The 18178-nt window shown below is 43.2% G+C and carries 18 protein-coding genes and 1 pseudogene; 2 read left to right on the top strand and 17 right to left on the bottom strand.

What is annotated here, in order from left to right:
* Nucleotides 1-69: 69 nt before the first annotated feature.
* From aroC to ACFSN5_RS06060, 5 genes are read right to left on the bottom strand one after another with little or no spacing between them, the layout of a single operon-like run.
* Nucleotides 70-1236, bottom strand: a complete 1167-nt coding sequence (gene aroC / locus ACFSN5_RS06040; RefSeq protein WP_165210614.1) for a chorismate synthase — start codon at nt 1234-1236, stop codon at nt 70-72.
* Nucleotides 1237-2304 carry a 3-dehydroquinate synthase gene (gene aroB, locus ACFSN5_RS06045; protein WP_003048890.1) on the bottom strand — a complete coding sequence of 356 codons (1068 nt, stop codon included), beginning with the start codon at nt 2302-2304 and terminating at the stop codon, nt 1237-1239.
* A 38-nt stretch (nt 2305-2342) separates the two neighbouring features.
* Complete coding sequence (locus ACFSN5_RS06050; protein ID WP_165210611.1) at nt 2343-3209, bottom strand: shikimate dehydrogenase; 867 nt, start codon at nt 3207-3209, stop codon at nt 2343-2345.
* Entirely contained in the window at nt 3199-3876 is a 678-nt protein-coding gene (gene aroD / locus ACFSN5_RS06055; RefSeq protein WP_004229706.1) for a type I 3-dehydroquinate dehydratase, read from the bottom strand. The genes ACFSN5_RS06050 and aroD overlap by 11 nt, the downstream gene beginning before the upstream one ends.
* A 7-nt stretch (nt 3877-3883) precedes the next feature.
* Nucleotides 3884-5044, bottom strand: coding sequence for a class I SAM-dependent rRNA methyltransferase (locus ACFSN5_RS06060; protein WP_165329068.1), 1161 nt, complete (start codon nt 5042-5044; stop codon nt 3884-3886).
* A gap of 117 nt (nt 5045-5161) precedes the next feature.
* Here ACFSN5_RS06060 and ACFSN5_RS06065 point away from each other — a divergent pair, with 117 nt between their 5' ends.
* Nucleotides 5162-7324 (top strand): LTA synthase family protein, encoded by a 2163-nt coding sequence (locus tag ACFSN5_RS06065; protein ID WP_165210605.1) that lies wholly within the window; start codon nt 5162-5164, stop codon nt 7322-7324.
* Nucleotides 7325-7524: 200 nt separating this feature from the next.
* On the opposite strand, the gene hisE is transcribed toward ACFSN5_RS06065, so the two are convergent.
* From hisE to hisC, 12 genes are all read right to left on the bottom strand, one after another.
* Complete coding sequence (gene hisE, locus ACFSN5_RS06070; RefSeq protein WP_165210602.1) at nt 7525-7839, bottom strand: phosphoribosyl-ATP diphosphatase; 315 nt, start codon at nt 7837-7839, stop codon at nt 7525-7527.
* Between the two features lie 14 nt (nt 7840-7853).
* Nucleotides 7854-8183, bottom strand: a complete 330-nt coding sequence (gene hisI / locus ACFSN5_RS06075) for a phosphoribosyl-AMP cyclohydrolase (protein WP_165210599.1) — start codon at nt 8181-8183, stop codon at nt 7854-7856.
* On the bottom strand, nt 8180-8938 hold the full coding sequence (gene hisF / locus ACFSN5_RS06080; protein WP_165210596.1) for an imidazole glycerol phosphate synthase subunit HisF: 759 nt from the start codon (nt 8936-8938) through the stop codon (nt 8180-8182). The genes hisI and hisF overlap by 4 nt, the downstream gene beginning before the upstream one ends.
* A 1-nt stretch (nt 8939) precedes the next feature.
* Nucleotides 8940-9659: a 1-(5-phosphoribosyl)-5-[(5-phosphoribosylamino)methylideneamino]imidazole-4-carboxamide isomerase gene (hisA, locus tag ACFSN5_RS06085; protein WP_165210593.1), complete on the bottom strand. Its 720-nt coding sequence runs from the start codon at nt 9657-9659 to the stop codon at nt 8940-8942.
* A gap of 329 nt (nt 9660-9988) precedes the next feature.
* On the bottom strand, nt 9989-10597 hold the full coding sequence (gene hisH, locus ACFSN5_RS06090) for an imidazole glycerol phosphate synthase subunit HisH (protein ID WP_165329069.1): 609 nt from the start codon (nt 10595-10597) through the stop codon (nt 9989-9991).
* A 1-nt stretch (nt 10598) separates the two neighbouring features.
* On the bottom strand, nt 10599-11183 hold the full coding sequence (gene hisB, locus ACFSN5_RS06095; protein ID WP_165329130.1) for an imidazoleglycerol-phosphate dehydratase HisB: 585 nt from the start codon (nt 11181-11183) through the stop codon (nt 10599-10601).
* Between the two features lie 21 nt (nt 11184-11204).
* Nucleotides 11205-12701, bottom strand: coding sequence for an ATP-dependent nuclease (locus ACFSN5_RS06100; protein ID WP_165329070.1), 1497 nt, complete (start codon nt 12699-12701; stop codon nt 11205-11207).
* Nucleotides 12701-13348, bottom strand: coding sequence for a phosphoserine phosphatase SerB (gene serB, locus ACFSN5_RS06105; RefSeq protein WP_165329071.1), 648 nt, complete (start codon nt 13346-13348; stop codon nt 12701-12703). Before serB ends, ACFSN5_RS06100 begins: the two co-directional genes overlap by 1 nt.
* Nucleotides 13335-14618, bottom strand: a complete 1284-nt coding sequence (gene hisD / locus ACFSN5_RS06110; RefSeq protein WP_165329072.1) for a histidinol dehydrogenase — start codon at nt 14616-14618, stop codon at nt 13335-13337. Before hisD ends, serB begins: the two co-directional genes overlap by 14 nt.
* Entirely contained in the window at nt 14615-15262 is a 648-nt protein-coding gene (gene hisG, locus ACFSN5_RS06115; protein ID WP_165329073.1) for an ATP phosphoribosyltransferase, read from the bottom strand. The genes hisD and hisG overlap by 4 nt, the downstream gene beginning before the upstream one ends.
* A complete protein-coding gene (locus ACFSN5_RS06120; protein WP_165329074.1) occupies nt 15259-16233 on the bottom strand; it encodes an ATP phosphoribosyltransferase regulatory subunit in 975 nt (324 codons plus the stop codon). Before ACFSN5_RS06120 ends, hisG begins: the two co-directional genes overlap by 4 nt.
* Nucleotides 16230-17276, bottom strand: a complete 1047-nt coding sequence (gene hisC / locus ACFSN5_RS06125; RefSeq protein ID WP_165329075.1) for a histidinol-phosphate transaminase — start codon at nt 17274-17276, stop codon at nt 16230-16232. Before hisC ends, ACFSN5_RS06120 begins: the two co-directional genes overlap by 4 nt.
* A gap of 566 nt (nt 17277-17842) precedes the next feature.
* On the opposite strand from hisC, the pseudogene ACFSN5_RS06130 reads away from it, so the two are divergent.
* Nucleotides 17843-18101: pseudogene (locus tag ACFSN5_RS06130) on the top strand (IS982 family transposase); the annotation flags it as partial.
* Nucleotides 18102-18178 lie beyond the last annotated feature (77 nt).

Genomic DNA, 18178 nt, shown 5'->3' on the forward strand with positions numbered 1-18178 from the left:
GAGCTTACTCTCTGATGCTAAAGTTTGGGAAATAAGAAGCTTACTTTTATCCCAAACTTTTTTATTTATTCAAAAATTCTTGATATAGTCTCGATGGCGATCGACGGCTTCTTTTAATTCTTCAAGATTGTCAGAGGTGAAGGTTTCAAGAATTTCATTAGCTAGGACCGTAGCAACAACGGCTTCCATAACCACACCTGCTGCTGGCAGGGCTGTCGGATCGGATCGCTCAACGGTGGCCTTATATGGCTCATGCGTTTCAATATCAACGGACATGAGCGGTTTATAGAGAGTCGGAATAGGTTTCATAACCCCGCGGATAACCAGAGGCTGTCCATTGGTCATGCCACCTTCAAAGCCACCTAGATTATTAGTTTTACGAGTGTAGCCGTCTTCTGGGTTCCAGAGAATTTCATCCATGACCTGACTGCCAGGCAGATAACCATCTTTAAAACCGAGACCAAATTCAACCCCTTTAAAAGCATTGATAGAGACGACAGCTTGTGCCAACTTAGCGTCCAGCTTTCTGTCCCACTGAACATAAGAGCCCAGACCTGCCGGTACACCGCCGACAACCGTTTCCACAACACCACCGATAGTGTCGCCGTCTTTTTTAATCTGGTCAATGTAGTCTTTAATTTCCTGCTCCCGCTCTTGGTTAACAATGGAAACATCTGACTTAGCGGCTAAGTCCTTAATTTGAGCAACGGAAAGACCATCTGGCACATCAATTTCCTTGCCGCCGAAGACAACAACATGGTTGGCAATTTCGATATCAAGCTCGGCAAGAATCCGCTTGGCCACGGCTCCGATAGCTACCCGCATAGTGGTTTCACGGGCAGATGAGCGTTCCAAGGAATTGCGTAAATCTTCAAAGCGGTATTTCATGCCACCGACTAGGTCAGCATGACCAGGCCTGGGATGGGTGATCTTGCGCTTGCTCTTTAGACGTTCCTCAATATCCTCTGCGGACATGATATCCAACCATTTCTGGTGGTCCCGATTAACCACATCCATCGTAATGGGGGCACCAGTTGTCTTACCGTGACGGACACCAGAAGTAAAGACAATGTGGTCGCTTTCAATTTTCATGCGGCCACCGCGGCCATAACCGCCCTGACGGCGTTTCAAGTCACCGTTGATGTCCTCAGCTGTCAGCGGAAGGCCAGCAGGAACCCCTTCAATAATGGCAGTCAGACGGGGACCGTGCGACTCACCAGCTGTTAAATATCTCATCTACTTCACCAAATAATCTTTCATTTCTGTCAGGGGAATTTGAGTGATGCTGGCTTGACCAATTTCAGGAACCAGTACGATTTTAATATCCTTACCGCGAGCCTTTTTATCGTGACTGAGAGCTTGGTAGAGTTTGTCCACATCCCAAGGTTCAAAATCTGTTGGCAAGCCAAATTTAGTACACATATTGGCAATTTCTTGCGAAATTCCCTGAAGCATAAGACCTTTCTTTTCAGCCACCTTAGCAATCTGTACCATACCGATAGCCACAGCTTCACCGTGCATAACCTTGCCATAGCCAGCTGTTTGCTCAATAGCATGGCCGATCGTGTGACCGAAGTTTAGGTACATGCGAACACCGCCTTCAAATTCATCTTCCACAACAATCTTACGTTTGACATTGCAGGAATGGTAAATAATAGATTCAGCGTGTTCTAGAATAGACTCTTTTGAACCAGACATGGTCTGCAATTCCTGCCAGAGTTCTAAGTCATCAATCAAACCGTATTTAACGACCTCACCCATGCCTTCAATTAATTCACGCTTGCCTAAAGTTTTTAAGGTATCAGGATCAATCAAAACCCCATCGGGCTGGGCAAAGGTGCCGACAATATTTTTAGCCCAAGGAGTATTGACACCCGTTTTACCTCCGATAGACGAATCAACTTGAGCTGTCAGGCTGGTAGGAATCTGCAGGAAGTGAATGCCCCGCATATAGGTTGAAGCCACGAAACCTGCCAGATCGCCAACAACACCGCCACCTAAGGCAATAATGCCGTCACTTCGGGTCATACCGGCTTTAATCAGAAATTCATAGGCTTTATTGGCTGTAGTCAAGGTCTTACTGGCTTCACCTTCAAGAAAGTCAAAAACATGGGCCTCAAAACCCGCTGCTTCCAGCCTTAATTTGACCTTTTCAGCATAGAGGCCACCGACATGGTTATCAGTAATAATGGTAATCTTTTGCTTGCCCCAGAGGCCAGCCACCCAGTCTCCTACCTGACTCAGGCATCCCTTTTCAACAACTAAGTCGTAGGGACTGTGACTCAAATCGACACGTAACTTCATACTGCCTCCCTTTAATCTATGCTTATTAGGATCTATTTTTAAACATCGTAGCGCTTTTCTAGTTCCCGCCAAATTTCATCTGTCGGCATGACTTGTTCAGTCCACAGTTCAAAAGCTTTAGCGGCTTGATAGAGCAACATACCTAGACCATTACTGGCCTTGAGGCCCTTGCTTCTGGCGTATTTTAGAAAGGGAGTCTCAAAGGGCTGGTAGATGGTATCAGCCACTCTTAGACCGGCTGGCAAATCGGTGTCGTCAGCAAGGACCATAGATTTACCGTCCATGCCAACGCTAGTAGCATTGACCAGAAGGTCACTTTCCAAGATTTTTTCCTGAATCAAGGTTTGGTCTTCAACTGGGAAGACATCCAACTGGACATCCGTTGCTGCTGCATATTTTTCAGCCTTGGCCTTAGTTTCTTCCAAAAATTGAGTCTGGTTAAAGATGTTGATTCTCTTTGCGCCATTGAGAGCTGCCTGCACAATGATAGAGGTTGCAGCTCCACCGCCGCCAAGGATGGTCATGGTCTTATCTTTGATAGTAAAACCATCATCTTTTTCTAATGCCTTGAAAAAACCGTAGCCATCGGTATTGTAGCCAACCAAGTGTCCCTGACGGTTGACAACTGTATTGACAGCGCCAATCAGCTGGGCCGCCTGATCTAATTCATCCAAAAAAGGGATTACCACCTGCTTATAGGGCATAGAAATGTTAATCCCAAACATGTCATAACGGCGGACATTTTGGACAGACTCCTGCAAGTCTTCTTCTGGAATGTCCCAAGCTACATAAACACCATTAACACCCGTAATATCGAAGGCATAGTTATGAATAAAAGGCGAAATAGAATGCTTAATCGGCCGCGCGACGACTGCAGCCATCCGCGTATATCCATCAATCTGCATCAAGAATCTCCCTTACTTTAAACATATCAGCCAAGCCGATTTGGCCTGGTGCACTCGCTTCGTCAACACTAGCAAAGGTCCAAGATGATCCCATCAAATCGCTAGCGAGGCGAGAAACCTGACCGAGCTTGCCCATAGCCATGGTGACATAATCCTGTTCAGGATTGAGCACCTTGAAACCTCTGGTGAAATTCATCAAATCCAAGACATCTTGCTCAGTCTGGGGCATGACAGCAACCTTGACCACTCGAGGGGTCAGGGTCGTCAGCTCAGACAGAATACTCATCAGATTATCTGGTGTTTCTTCGAAATTATGATAGGACAAAATCAGATTTGGAAATTCCAACATTTGTGAGAAGATGTCCTGATGAGAATAATATTCAAAGTCGATATAGTCAGGATGATAAAGGGACGATACTTCCTTAATCAAGCTGACATACTCTTCATCAGGCAAAGAAATCTGGCCGCCCTCTGCTTGAGTTCGCAAGGTAAAGATGATTTCTCGACCGGGAAATTTTTCAAAAATGGCTGGGGCTACCTTGATAATATCATCCTTAGGCAAGAAATCGGCCCGCCATTCGATGATATCAGCGTGGTCGTATTTGGCAGCATCAAGCTGATTGACCTCGTCTAGGGAACGAGGCATTACGGGAACTACTATTTTCATATTTTTACTACTCTACCTTTATTGTGTATACTTTTAAATAATTACTTGTTTGATCAGCTTGATTGACCGCAAAATCAGCGGGCAACTGCTTTAAATTGAGATAATGGTGTTTGTGACCTGCAAAACCTTTTTCCAACTGCTTTTTGAATTGTCCAATCGACAGGTTGGAAGCATTGGTAGAAGCGATAAGAATTCCGCCGGGTTTGATAATTTCTAAAGCTTGGGAAATCAACTTGTGATAGTCCTTTGCCACCGAAAAAGTCTGTTTTTTATGGCAAGAAAAACTGGGGGGATCGATGACGATGAGATCATAAGTCAAGCCCTTACGTTTGGCATAACGATAATAGTCAAAGATATCCATGACAACCAACTTGTGCTGATCCATAGCTAGACCATTGGCTAGGAAATGCGCCTGCGACAGCTCGCGAGACCGCTTGGCTAAGTCAACCGAGGTTGTTTCTACTGCGCCTCCCATGGCAGCAGCTACCGAAAAAGCAGCTGTGTAGGAAAAGGTATTGAGAATCGTCTTCCCCAAGGCCAAACCGTTGGTGAGACTGGCTCTGACTTCACGTTGGTCCAGAAAAATCCCTGTCATTAAACCATCATTGAGAAAAACATTGTAGCTAACGCCGTTTTCTAAAATAGTCAAACGATCAGGAGCCTCTTGACCGTAAAGATGGGCAGATTGGTAATCCAAACCCTCAAAACGAACCTTTTCGTAAGCCCCAACAAGCTCAGGATAAACTTCTTGAAAGGCCGCCACAATGCTATCTTTTAAGCTATAAAGATAAGCGTTATACCAAGAGAACAAGGCATAATCCCCATAGCGATCAATGCTGACTCCACCAAAATTATCACCGTCCTGATTGAAGAGGCGGTAAGCTGTAGTCAGATCATCGTTTTCATAAACCTGCCGTTTGGCTCTGGCTTTTTCAAAAAGGTCGATAAAGAAAGGCTTATCTAATTGGACGCTCTTTCGCGAGATCAACCAGCCAATTCCCTTATTTTGTTTGGAAAGGTAGGCTGTCCCCAGAAATTTTCCCTCGGTATTATAAAGGCCAAGAACTTGGTCCGTCATAGAAAAATCATTAAAATCCCGTCCTTGAAGGAGCTGAATTCCACGATTGATTTTCTTTTCAACCAAGACATCCACAATAAGCTTATTCATACTAAGTATTGTACCAAAATTTCAGGAAACTTTCTACCTCGTTTCCTGCCTAAAAATTAAATTGTGGTATAATGTAAACTGGATTTTTTCTGAAATTAAAATTAATGAGGATATGGAATGAAAAAGTATTTAAGCCCCTTAAAGAAATTGGGCAATATTATTAATACACGACTCGGCTTTGTATTAGTCCTTCTCTTTTTTTATTGGATAAAATCACTCTGGGCCTATAGTGTTGATTTTAACTTGGAATTAGAGGACACTGCCCAGATTGTCGTGGCGATTTTTAATCCACTACCCTTAGGACTTCTGATCTTAGGACTTCCCCTCTATTTCAAGAATAGCAAAGTTTTCTACAGTTTGGAAATCCTGCTCTATTTGGTTTTAAATATCCTTATTATTGGAAACTCTGTCTATTTTAGAGAGTTCACCGATTTTATTACTGTGAATACCTTGTTGGCCAGTTCCAAGGCGGCCGCTGGTTTGGGGGATTCTGCTGCCAATCTCTTTGAAGTAACCGATCTTTTCTATTTGGTAGATGTAGTTTTCTTTGCCCTCTTGCTAGCTTTTAAGAAAATTAAATCAGATAAGCGATTTTTCAATAAGCGAGCCAGTTTCGCTGTCACTGCTCTGTCGGTCCTCTTCTTCTCAGCGAATCTTTTCGCTGCTGAAACCATCCGGCCTCAGCTTCTGACCCGCGGTTTCTCCAACTATTATGTCGTGCGCGGTATTGGCCTACCAGCCTTTATGACTTACAGCGCCAATCAAACCTATCAAGCACAAAAGGAAAGAAGTGCAGCAACAGCTGGTGACCTTAAAGAGGTGCAAGATTATGCCAAGAAAAATTACGCCGCTCCCGATAGCAAATATTTCGGCATTGCCAAGGGACGCAATGTTATCGTTATTCACTTGGAAAGCTTCCAACAATTTTTGATTGACTACAAGCTCAAGGCAGATGATAAAGAATACGAAGTCACACCTTTCCTTAATTCCCTCTACCACTCCAAATCTTCGATTTCCTTCTCCAATTTCTTTAACCAAGTTAAAAACGGTAAAACTTCTGATGCTGAAACCATGATGGAAACTTCCCTTTATGGTCTGAATAACGGTTCCTATATGGTTAACTACGGCGGTGATAATACTGCCTATGCTACTCCTTCGATCCTCGCTCAAAAAGGTGGCTACTCCAGTGCTGTCTTCCACGGAAATACCGGAAGTTTTTGGAATCGTAACAATACTTATAAACAGTGGGGCTACAATTACTTCTTCGACTCTACCTATTTTGAGAAACAAGATAGTTCTAATTCTTTCCAGTATGGACTCAATGATAAGTATCTTTTTAAAGACTCCATCAAATATCTGGAACAGCTGCAGCAACCCTTCTACACCAAGTTCATCACTGTATCAAACCATTATCCTTACACCAGCCTCAACGGTGATAAAAATGAACTAGGTTTCCCGTTGGCTGATACTGGAGATGATACAGTTAACGGTTATTTCTCGACGGCTAACTACTTGGATTCAGCCATCAAGTCTTTCTTTGATTATCTCAAGGCCAGCGGTCTCTATGATAAGTCTATCATTGTCCTGTATGGGGATCATTATGGTATTTCCAACGATCGCAATACCAGTCTGGCTCCGCTGCTGGGCAAAGATTCTGAAACCTGGTCTGATTACGACAATGCTATGATGCAAAAAGTTCCTTATATTATTAACATTCCAGGTTATACCAATGGCTTTGTCAGCGATACCTACGGCGGTGAAATTGATTCTCTGCCGACTCTGCTCCATCTTCTAGGAATTGATACTAAGGATTACGTCCAAATGGGACAAGACCTGCTATCACCTAAAAATGATAATTTCGTTCCCCTGCGGACATCAGGTTATTACCTTACACCAACCTACACCAGCTATGGCGGTAAGACCTACTACACACAAAATGGACAAGAAATCACTGAGCCAAACGAGCAGACCAAGGCTGAGCTCGAAAAATATCGCAATGCTGCTGCCGACCAGCTATCTTACAGTGATAAGGTACAAACCGGTGATCTGCTACGCTTTGCTGATATTCCTGGCTTAAAACCAGCAGATGCCAGTGACTATTCCTACACAAAATCAATGACCCAGCTCAAAAAGATTAATAAGAAGAAGGGGGACAAGTCAACCAGCCTCTTCCACCAACGCGGTAACGAAACATCAGAAGATCTTTATGAGGCTAAGTCTTATGCAGAAATTCATGGAACTGATAGCTCTGGCAGCTCTAGTTCTTCAAGTTCTAAATAAATCAAAACACAAATCAAAAGTAGCCGAGTTTAAAAATTCGACTACTTTTTGTATTTTACCTATCGATAAATTAAATCATTTTTTCATTCCATTGATCGAATAATCTATTAATCTCACACAGAAAAGCAGATACCATATTTCATCAAAAAACCTTCAGAACTTAAAACAAGTTCTTGGAATATCTCATTGATGGCTCTCTTTTAATAATCTGTCACTTCTCTGCGGTCATGGATTCTACTTTGTTTGCCTTGGCGGGATTTAAGAACAGTTTCGATATCGTCTGGGGTGACACCGGTTTCGACTAACATAACGGCTAAATGGTAGAGAACATCTGCCGTCTCGTTAGCAATTTCATCTTTGTCAGCATTTTTGGCAGCAATAACAACTTCTGTTGCTTCTTCACCGACCTTTTTGAGAATCTTATCCAATCCTTTGTCAAAGAGATAATTAGTGTAAGAGCCTTCTTTAGGGTTTTGCTTACGATCTAGTGCTTCTTGGTACAGTGTTTCTAGCATATCATAGTTCCTTTCTAATCTTCAGAATATATCTCATTAAAAAAACAAGAATAGGCTCCAGTGTGGCAGGCAGCGCCGACCTGCTCAACTGCGATGAGCAGGGTATCTTGGTCGCAGTCGGTTGCAATGGATTTGACATACTGATAGTGACCAGAAGTTGCCCCTTTATGCCAGAGCTCGTTGCGGCTGCGACTCCAATAGTGCATCTGCTTGGTTTTGAGGGTTAGCCGATAGCTTTCCTCATTCATATAAGCCAGCATAAGGACCTGTCCTGTGAAATGGTCCGTCACAATAACTGGAATCAGTCCGCCCTGCTTAGCAAAATCAAGTTTGATAGCTGTCATAATCTCACCTCAATTCCTGCCTTAGTCATAGCTTTTTTGGTATCAGCAATAGCTACTTCTCCGTAGTGAAAGATAGAAGCTGCTAAAGCACCAGTTGCTGGTGTTTTCTCGAAAACTTCTACCATATGATCACTGTTGCCTGCACCACCTGAAGCGATAATAGGCACGTCCGCTACTGCTGCTACAGCATTGAGCATATCTAAATCAAAACCAGATTTTGTGCCATCTTTATCCATCGAGGTGAGGAGAATTTCACCTGCTCCCAAACTAACCGCTTCTTTGACCCAGTCAATCAAATTTCTGCCGGTATCTTTGCGGCCGCCAGCCACATAAACATGCCAGCTGCCGTCTGCCTGCTTCTTGGCATCAATGGCCACAACCACACACTGACAGCCAAATTTTTCAGCACATTCCTTGATGAGCTGGGGATTAGCCAGAGCAGATGAATTGATAGCAACCTTATCCGCACCGGCCTTGAGCATCTTATTCATGTCCTCAGCCGAGCGAATGCCGCCGCCGACTGTAAAGGGGATAAAGACCTGATCGGCAACGCGACGCACCATATCCACTGTTGTATCGCGCTCCTCATGGGTCGCCGTAATGTCCAGAAAAACCAGTTCATCACAGCCGGCCTCATAGTAAGCACGCGCTGAGTCAACAGGGTCACCCACATCGGTTAAATTGACAAAATTGATTCCTTTGACAACACGCCCATTCTTGACATCCAGACAAGGAATAATCCGTTTTTTCAGCATCTCACTTCTCCAATTCTTTGAGCTCCTCCAAGTTGATATTGCCATTATAGTAGGCCTTACCAACAATAGTCCCTGCTACACCCAACTCTTGTAGTTTAGTCAAATCCGATAGCTCAGCGATTCCGCCGGAAGCAATGACCTGAGCGGTTGTCAGTTCGGTTACTAATTGTTTGTAATGGTCAAAATTAGGACCCGTCAGCGTACCGTCGCGGTCAACATCCGTGTAAACAAAGAGCTTAACCCCCATTTTTTCCATTTCCTTGGCCAAGCTGATGTAGTCAACGGTACTGGTTTCCAGCCATCCTTCGGTGGCCACATAGCCATTTTTAGCGTCAATGCCGACCACAATCTTATCCGATCCAAACTTGTCCAATGCAGCTTTGACAAAAGCAGGATTTTTAACAGCCATCGAACCAATGATAACGCGGTCGATCCCTACTGCAAGGTAGTCCGCAATCTGTTCAAGCGTACGAATGCCGCCGCCTACCTCAACGCCTAGACCTGTCGCAACTTTAAGCGCTGCAATCAAATCACGGTTAGTAGCACGGCCGTCCAGAGCGCCATCCAGATCCACCACATGGATAAACTGAATGCCCGCATCTGCAAAAATCCGTGCTTGCCCCAATACATCGGGGTTGACTACTGTTTTCTGGTTAAAGTCCCCCTTAAACAGACGAACCGCCTGTCCATCTTTAATATCAATCGCAGGTAAAATTTGCATAATTAAGATACCAAGAGCGTTAAGAAAGCGAGATGAAAATAGGAAACTGACGACGTGTGCCCGCACACAAGGAAGTTTAACTTTTTCACGACGCTTTTAGCTCGGGTTCAGTTCAAAAAACTTACTTGATCTTATCCCTGAACCTTCCTTTCTTTTTTATTATCTAGTTCAAAATAACTCTGTTATTAATACTCTCCTTATGTGGTGGGGATGTCAGCAAACCTTCGGTTTCATGACTAAGTTTCAAGCCAAACTCTCTCGAAAGATTGCGTCCTATTCCACTACGGCGAGGGTATCTGTTTCTACTCACTTCGTTCCTAATAGCCGAGCTACTTACACAAATCCACAAATCGTTTGAGAATACCAAGTCCTACAGCACCTGATTTTTCCGGATGAAATTGAGCGCCGTAGACATTGTCCTTATGAATCATAGCTGGCACTTCGATATCGTAATCAGCAGTGGCATCAATGTATTCTTTAGGAACATCTGTAAAATAGCTATGCACAAAATAGACATTCTGCTGATCCAGATCCACTGTCAGTGCAGTTGCTTGTTTGACCTGCAAATCATTCCAGCCCATGTGGGGTACTGGGAAACCATCCTTGGCTGGGATTTCACGTGTCACGCCTGAAATGAAGCCTAGGCCAGCCGTTTCATGATGCTCCAGCCCTGTTTCGGTCAGCAATTGCATGCCCAGACAAATCCCCAATAGTGGTGTGCCTTTGGCAACAGCTTCCTTGATAGCAGGTACCAACCTGCGTTTGCTCAATTCCTCCATAGCTGTCGGATAGGCACCGACACCTGGTAAAATCAAGCCGTCTGCTGCTAAAATCTTAGCGGAATCAGCTGATAACTCAGCTTCGACACCAATTTTAGACAGTGCCCGTAAGACATTAGCTGTATTACCGGCATCGTAATCAATAACAATAATTTTCATATCACAAGAGTCCTTTAGTTGAGTTAACCCCGTGAATTTCTGGGTTAATGGTTACTGCTTCGCGCAGCGCCCGTCCCGTCGCCTTAAAAAGACTTTCTGCCTTGTGGTGGGTATTCTTTCCATGTAAAATCTTAAGGTGCAGGTTCATCTGAACATTAAAAACTAACGCTTGGAAAAATTCTTCGACCAATTCGGTATCAAAATTGCCCAGTTTTGGATTCTCAAATCTACAATCAAAAACCAAGTAGCTGCGCCCTGACAAATCAAGACTGGCCATACCTAGCGTTTCGTCCATAGGCACAAAGCTGGTCCCATAACGATTGATACCAGCCTTGTCACCTAGTGCCTCTTTGAGGGCTTGACCAAGAACGATCCCTACATCTTCAACCGTATGGTGGCTGTCTACATACAAGTCACCATCAGCTTTGACAACTAACGACATCCGTCCATGACGAGCAAAAAGTGTCAGCATGTGGTCAAAAAAGCCTATACCAGTATCAATATCAACAGGCTCCTGTACATCCAAATTCAGACTCAGTTTGATTTTGGTTTCAAAGGTGTTGCGTTCAATGCTTGCTTGTCTCAATCTCATAGAAGCTCCTCCAAATCATTTTAATTCTGATTCATATACCTTAAGCATAAATTCAATAGAATCTTTAATTTCTTCTATTGTTGGTTTTTTTCTAACTGGCTGTCCATCTGGATAGTCACCAGGATGATCTATGTGATTTCTTATATAAGATGTCATTGTTTTATCTTGATAACTATTGTTTACTTTGCCTTTAAAATTAACATGTTCAAGATCAGTTGGAATAACATCCGATCTTTCTGATAACCAAGTATCAAAACAAGAAATTCCCTTACCAACTGTCTTTGAACCATTTTCAAATGTTTTATTTTTACTTCTTGCTAGGTTGTGAAGTTCACCAAATAATTCATTATGAAATTCAGGACTGGCGACTTTAAATGCAAAATAATTAATTTCTCCCCAAGAGGGACTATATGGTAGAATCCCAATGTGAGTATCTTCTTGAATTCTTTTTTCATCTGGATTTCTTGAAAAGATGTACAGTTTATGACTATTCTTATTATAACTTCTTAACAAATATGGGGAATGTGTCGTAATAAATATTTGTGAATTATCAGAAATTTTCTCTAGAGAAGCTAATAACTTATCTTGTGCCTGAGGATGTAAGAATGTTTCAGGTTCATCAATGAAGAAAAAGAGTGGTGTTTTGAGAATACCGCTTACTTGGTTATCAATACCTGCATAGACTTGAATGAGGCTCAGAGCTAATGCCCGTTGCATTCCCGTCCCCTTCTCGGAAACATCTGTTTTTATTCCATTCTCTTCAAGCAATATATTACCATTCTTAAAAAAATTATCTAAAGTAGGAAGACCAAAATTAAACTCTACTTTCGCTTCACCATATTGCTCATTAAGAATCCCTTGTACCCTACTTTGAACTTCTGAGAGTAACTGAGCCAAACCTTCGGTACCAAAAGCAACACTATGAGCCCTTTTTAATTCTTGCCATTCCGGACTTGTTTTAAATTGCTCTGTAACATCGCTAATTAATCGTCCAGCAATATTAGTCTTTCCAAAACCTTGATAATCTTCATTTTTCAAATCCGAGTAGACGAATTGTGTGTCAAACAAAGACGAAAGAACAGTATCAATCCCTGAAGGATTTTCAAAAACTTTCGTTTCAGGATTATAAAAAGTAATATTTTTTAGACTAATATTTTTTTCCTTACCCTTTGAATCTGTCCATGTTGACTCTTTTGAACTTCTTTTCAAAATTAATTTATCATCACCTACAAGATATGATTGATATTTTTTTAATTTATCTGTCCCTAATAATTGAGCAACATCATCCCCTTTTAGTTCAAGTTCTACTGAAACTTCTGCATCTTTAGAAAGATTCTTAGTGATCCATTCCTCCTTTATTTTCCCAGATTTTATAAATTCAACTGCCTTAAAAATAGTAGTTTTACCAGCGTTATTATCACCAACAAAAAAGTTTATTCCACTGTTTAAAAGAATATCTGTCTTGCCTTCAAAACATCTAAAATTTTCTAAAGTAATTTTTGAAATATACATTAAAGTTCCACCTCATCCACTATCTCAATCACCTTATACAAATCAGCTTCATTGATTTGGTAAGGTGATTGCTCGCGAACAATGGGCTTGGCACAAAAAGCAATGCCGATACCAGCCTCGTGAATCATGGGCAGATCATTGGCTCCGTCACCCATAGCAACAGTGTCTGCCAACGTCAGCCCATTTTCCGCAGCCCACTCGCGAAGTTTTTGCACCTTGACATCCTTGGTTACAATGTCACCATAGGTCTTTCCAGTCAAGTTGCCATCCACTACTTCCAAGTGGTTAGCCATAACGTAATCAATACCGACTTCCTCAGCCAAGCGATCAACTGTTTCATGGAAGCCACCGGATACCAAACCGACCTTATAGCCACGCGCATGAAGTTCAGCTACCAATTCCCTAGCTCCCTTATTAAAGTGAATACGCTGATAGACTTGGTCAAAAATGGTCTCTGGCAAACCTTTTAGTGCAGTCACCCGCTCTTGCAACGCCTGCTTGAAATCAAGTTCTCCTCTCATAGCGCGCTCGGTGATCTCCGCAACTTGGGCGCCAACACCTGCTTCTTCTCCCAGCAAATCAATCACTTCTTCCTGAACGAGGGTTGAATCCACGTCCATGACTAACAATCCTTTAATTTTGGCCATTTCTTACCTCAATCGCTTTCGCATGTGCTTGCAGACCCTCGGCATAGGCCAAAGTTGTAATATCTTTTTCTGCACTGTTGACCGCTGCCTTACTGTACTGGGTATACTGGATGCGTTTGACAAAGTCATGCACTCCCAGAGCAGATGAGAAGCGGCTGGTTGCTGTGGTCGGTAGGATATGATTAGCACCAGCATAATAATCACCAATCGGTTCGCTCGTATAGTGTCCTAAAAAGACAGAACCAGCATTTTCGACCTGATTTAGGTAGTCATAGGCATTCTCCATAGCAATTTCCAAGTGCTCAGGCGCCACCTTGTTCATAAGGTCAAACATATCCGCAGTATTGGCTGCGATGATAATGCGTCCATTATTTTCGATAGACGGACGGGCAATGGCCTTGCGGGGTAACCGCTTCAGCTGCGCTTCAATTTCTGCTTCAACCGCATCAGCCAGTTCTTCAGAATCCGTTACCAAAATCGCCCGCGCTCGGACATCGTGTTCGGCCTGTGAGAGCAAGTCTGCCGCTACGTAAGCTGGGGTTGCTGTACTGTCAGCGATGACACCAATTTCTGAAGGACCAGCAATCATATCAATTCCGACAATACCGTAAACCTGTTTCTTAGCCGTTGCCACAAAGATATTACCAGGACCTGTAACCTTATCCACTTTTGGAATGGTTTGAGTGCCGTAAGCCAGGGCAGCAACGCCTTGGGCACCGCCCACTTGGTAAATCTTATCCACACCAGCGAGCTTAGCCGCAACCAAAATGGCTGGCACAAAATGTTCTTGCGGCGGCGTGATCATAATAATTTCCCTGACACCAGCAATCTTAGCCGGAATGACATTCATGAGGACTGAGGACGGGTAAGCCGCTGTTCCTCCCGGCACGTAGACGCCTACGCGCTCAATCGGACGGATGAGCTGGCCGCGAAGGACACCGTCTGATGGCTGATCTTCAAAGCCTGTCTCCAGCTGCTGGCGGTGGTAAGATTCAATATTAGACTTGGCATTTTCAAGAGCTGTCAGAACATCCTTGTCAACTTCTGCAAAAGCGCGGTCAATTAAGTCCTGACTGACTTCAAAGTCTGTGAGATCAACCTTATCAAATGTTGCAGAATACTCGCGCAGTGCTTCATCACCGCGACTTTTCACATCTTCAATAATAGCGCGGACAGTTTCCTCAACATCGAGGTTCTCCCGGCTCAGCTCCAGCTGTTCTTGATAGAGAATCTTAGATATAGTTTCATTAGTTCCTGTTAGACGTTTCATTGAAAAGGTACCTCCTCGTCTCCAACAATTGCTTCAATTTTTTTGATGAAAGGCAGTATTTGGGGATTATTTTTAAGGGCAGCCTTGTTGACAATCATCCTGGCTGAGATACGACAAATATTTTCAAATACCTCTAGGCCATTGGCTTTTAGGGTATTGCCCGTTTCGACAATATCAACAATGGCATCAGCTAAACCGATGACAGGAGCAATTTCAACACTTCCTTGAATAGAGATGATTTCGACATCCTCTCCTTTTTGATTATAAAAATCCGTTGCAACTGTGGGATACTTCGTCGCAATACGCTTGCGCTTATGATCGGTTGGGTTAAAACTCGGAATCGAAGCTACGGCGAATTTACAAAGGCCAATATTCAAATCCAGCATTTCAAGATAACCTGTCGGATGCTCCATAAGTACATCTTTGCCCACTACGCCAATATCAGCGACACCATGGTGAACGTAAGTGGTAACATCCGGTGCCTTGACTAACAAGAAGCGAAAACGTTTATCAGGACTTTCAAAAATAAGACTGCGCCCCTTGTCAGCCATGAATGCCATATCAAAACCGGCCTGTTTCAGGAGGTTAACCGTATCTTTTTCAATTCGTCCCTTCGTGAGCGCTATCGTCATTTGTACTGTCATCGCAGACCACCTCCTTCCAAACTATTATGAATGGCCTGATAAATACTATCTAAATCGACCGCCCAACCAACAGCTGTCAGCTCTGCTGCCCCAAAACGTTCAAACAGCTTGTCATAACGGCCACCGGATACGAAAGCATCCGGGACATTTTCACCAAAAACTTTGAACATCATACCGGTATAGTAAGGCAGCGAAGGAACCTGTGCTAGATCAATTGTTGTCTGAGGCAAAAAGCGATAGATATCTCCCAGCAGGTCTTCTAAATTATCAAAAGCTTTTAATATTCTCTCGTGTTTAACCAAAGCACGAGCTTTCGTCAGCACATTGTGACTTTCTCCAAATAAGAAAGGCAGAGCCTCAATGAAGGTATCAAATTCGCTAGGATGGACCTCAGTAAAGGTATGGAGAGCTGTGATATTTTTATCAATAATCGCTCCTTCCAACTGATGCTGGCTCACTTCGTCCAAGCCTAATGCATCATAGATAGTCTGTAAAATGGCTGCATGGGAAAACTCGAACTGATAGACCTTAACCCCAGCTACGTCTAGAGCTGCTTTAGCCGACAAGACAGCTTCTTTAAGTGCTTTATCAGCTGGGTAACCGACAATCTCTACGCCGGCTTGAGTGTGTTCATTGAGTAGACCGCGCAGTTCTTCATTGTAGTGAAAGACCTTTCCTGAGTAGGAAAATTTAATCGGTGTCTCTACTTGAGTTGAGGCAATGACTCGTCCAATCTGACTGGTAATATCTGGTCGCAGACTGAGCAAATCCCCCGACTTATCGAAGAGATGATAGTGAGTATTTTTCAGCTCATCGCCAAACACTTCCGCATGCTCCAAGGTCGGCGTTTCAATGCGCCTGAACTGACGTTCTATCAGCAAATCACTAATATCACGTTCTAAACGATACATGGTCGCAGCCCGCTTAAATAATTTGTCGTGCATACCTACTGGTAATGTTGTTTTTTTCATGAAACTACCTCTTGAATGATCATTATGACTTTCTCCATTTCTTCCTGTCGACCGATAGAGATGCGTAAATATTCCTTAATCCTCTCTACTTTAGGAAAATAACGGACATAGATATTCTTAGTCTGTAAATACTGAAAGAGTTCCTGAGCTGCTAGAGTCGGTTTGACCAAGACAAAGTTGGCCGAGCTCGGTAAAACCTCAAAACCTATGGCTGCGAGTTCTTTGGTAAACCAGTCACGGGTCTCCATAATTTTTTGACAGTTATTGCTGTAGTAATCCCAGTCATCGACAGCTGCTAGTGCTAATTTTTCCGCTATGCTGTCAACGGCATAAGGGTTGAGAGAGTTTTTGACAGTCTCGATAACCTTGATCAATTCGGGGCTGCCAACACCATAGCCCACGCGCAAACCTGCTAGGGAGGCATCTTTGGAAAAGGTGCGCGTGATAAAAAGGTTGGGATATTTTTCCAGTAAAGGCAGGGCCGTTTCCCCACCAAAACTAATATAGGCTTCGTCAATAATGATAACGACATCTTGATTGGCCTGAATGATCTTTTCCAGTTCATCCAGAGGCTTATAAATACCTGTCGGGGCATTAGGATTAGCGATAACAAGACCGCCGTTTAGCGCCTGATAATCTGCAGGATCTATCTCAAACTGACTGGTCAGCGGTACCTCATGATAGGCGATATCGTATAAGTCAGCCCAGACCTTATAAAATCCATAAGTCAAATCTGGAAATAAAATAGGTTCATCATTGTTAAAGAAAGCCAAAAAAGCCATGGAAAGGATATCATCGGAACCGTTACCGAGGATAATCTGGTCAGCTGTTACCCCCAAACGAGCAGACAGGGCCTGACGCAGCTCTTCTTGAGTTAGTGTAGAATATTTACGCAGATTGGCGCTGTCAAATACCTTCAAAGCCTCAGCCACCTTAGGACTGGGGGGGTAGGCATTTTCATTAGTATTCAGCTTAATGATTCGCTTACCTTGAGGCTGACTACCAGCCACATAAGGTTCAATCTCTCTCAGACCTCTAATCATAAAAACCTCCTTATAGTAATGGTACTCATGCGATTTTAGATTAATAAAAAGCCCTCGCAAAAAAATTTTTGCAAGGACGTCGCAACGTGGTTCCACCTTAATTCGAAAAACAGTCACCTGTCTTTCCTCTTGAAGTCAAAGACTTCTGGCTCTTAACGGAACCACCCGTCAGGCACTACTGGTAAAGTTCGCACCTGCGCTCAAGACTGTGTGACCAAATCTAGATGCCTTTCTCAGCAACGGCACTCTCTGTCAGTTGATTTGGTGCTTGTTCTCTCATCGCTTTTTCTTATTGCAAACTAGTATAGCAAAAAATTCTGACAATTTCAACAGCAAAAATAGTTTTCTGACAATTTATCGCGTATTTATTGCCGCCACTCTTCACTCCTTGATAAAATAGCAACACCAGTGACCTGATGATCGAGGGTGGGTCCCATAAAAATAAGGACAATCGGGAAGGCTAAATAAATTGTGCAAAGTACATAAACTGAAGACGGTAGAAAATGTATGCTGCAGAACAACTTCAGGCTAACCCGTGGTGCTAGTTTATATTTTTAGTTCACAAAGCTGAAGAACTGCTTGAGAACACAACTGTTTCTGTTGTTTTAGCGGACTTAGGTTACCTCCGTCAGATTTTTAAACAGCATTTAATCCAGAAGGGCTACTGTTTTTGGACGCCTTTGAGGCGTACAAAAAGCATCATCATTGGAGGCTCAAGGCTGAAAGGAGAACTATTGAAACACGGTTTTCAGTTTTGTGTTCTGAGTTTGACATCGAAAGGCCATTAGCGAGACGTTTAAAGGGTTTGAAGCTTTGGTAGAGTAGGCTATCTTTGCTTATAACCTAGGATTTTTTTACTAGCACCACGGGTTCAGACTACTATATAGGATTGTCTCGTCCGA

This window comes from Streptococcus tangpeifui (assembly GCF_044503215.1).
In the GTDB taxonomy this organism is placed as follows: Bacteria; Bacillota; Bacilli; order Lactobacillales; family Streptococcaceae; genus Streptococcus; species Streptococcus tangpeifui.

Bases quoted from the DNA above. Each gene is read 5' to 3' on its own strand.
- ACFSN5_RS06065 (WP_165210605.1), top strand. From the start codon at position 5,162: ATGAAAAAGTATTTAAGCCCCTTAAAGAAATTGGGCAATATTATTAAT.
- hisC (WP_165329075.1), bottom strand. From the start codon at position 17,276: ATGATTAGAGGTCTGAGAGAGATTGAACCTTATGTGGCTGGTAGTCAG.
- hisA (WP_165210593.1), bottom strand. From the start codon at position 9,659: ATGCAAATTTTACCTGCGATTGATATTAAAGATGGACAGGCGGTTCGT.
- ACFSN5_RS06050 (WP_165210611.1), bottom strand. From the start codon at position 3,209: ATGCAGATTGATGGATATACGCGGATGGCTGCAGTCGTCGCGCGGCCG.
- aroC (WP_165210614.1), bottom strand. From the start codon at position 1,236: ATGAGATATTTAACAGCTGGTGAGTCGCACGGTCCCCGTCTGACTGCC.
- hisI (WP_165210599.1), bottom strand. From the start codon at position 8,183: ATGACAGCTATCAAACTTGATTTTGCTAAGCAGGGCGGACTGATTCCA.
- hisE (WP_165210602.1), bottom strand. From the start codon at position 7,839: ATGCTAGAAACACTGTACCAAGAAGCACTAGATCGTAAGCAAAACCCT.
- aroD (WP_004229706.1), bottom strand. From the start codon at position 3,876: ATGAAAATAGTAGTTCCCGTAATGCCTCGTTCCCTAGACGAGGTCAAT.
- hisD (WP_165329072.1), bottom strand. From the start codon at position 14,618: ATGAAACGTCTAACAGGAACTAATGAAACTATATCTAAGATTCTCTAT.
- ACFSN5_RS06120 (WP_165329074.1), bottom strand. From the start codon at position 16,233: ATGAAAAAAACAACATTACCAGTAGGTATGCACGACAAATTATTTAAG.
- ACFSN5_RS06060 (WP_165329068.1), bottom strand. From the start codon at position 5,044: ATGAATAAGCTTATTGTGGATGTCTTGGTTGAAAAGAAAATCAATCGT.
- serB (WP_165329071.1), bottom strand. From the start codon at position 13,348: ATGGCCAAAATTAAAGGATTGTTAGTCATGGACGTGGATTCAACCCTC.
- aroB (WP_003048890.1), bottom strand. From the start codon at position 2,304: ATGAAGTTACGTGTCGATTTGAGTCACAGTCCCTACGACTTAGTTGTT.
- ACFSN5_RS06100 (WP_165329070.1), bottom strand. From the start codon at position 12,701: ATGTATATTTCAAAAATTACTTTAGAAAATTTTAGATGTTTTGAAGGC.
- hisH (WP_165329069.1), bottom strand. From the start codon at position 10,597: ATGAAAATTATTGTTATTGATTACGATGCCGGTAATACAGCTAATGTC.
- hisF (WP_165210596.1), bottom strand. From the start codon at position 8,938: ATGCTGAAAAAACGGATTATTCCTTGTCTGGATGTCAAGAATGGGCGT.
- hisG (WP_165329073.1), bottom strand. From the start codon at position 15,262: ATGACAGTACAAATGACGATAGCGCTCACGAAGGGACGAATTGAAAAA.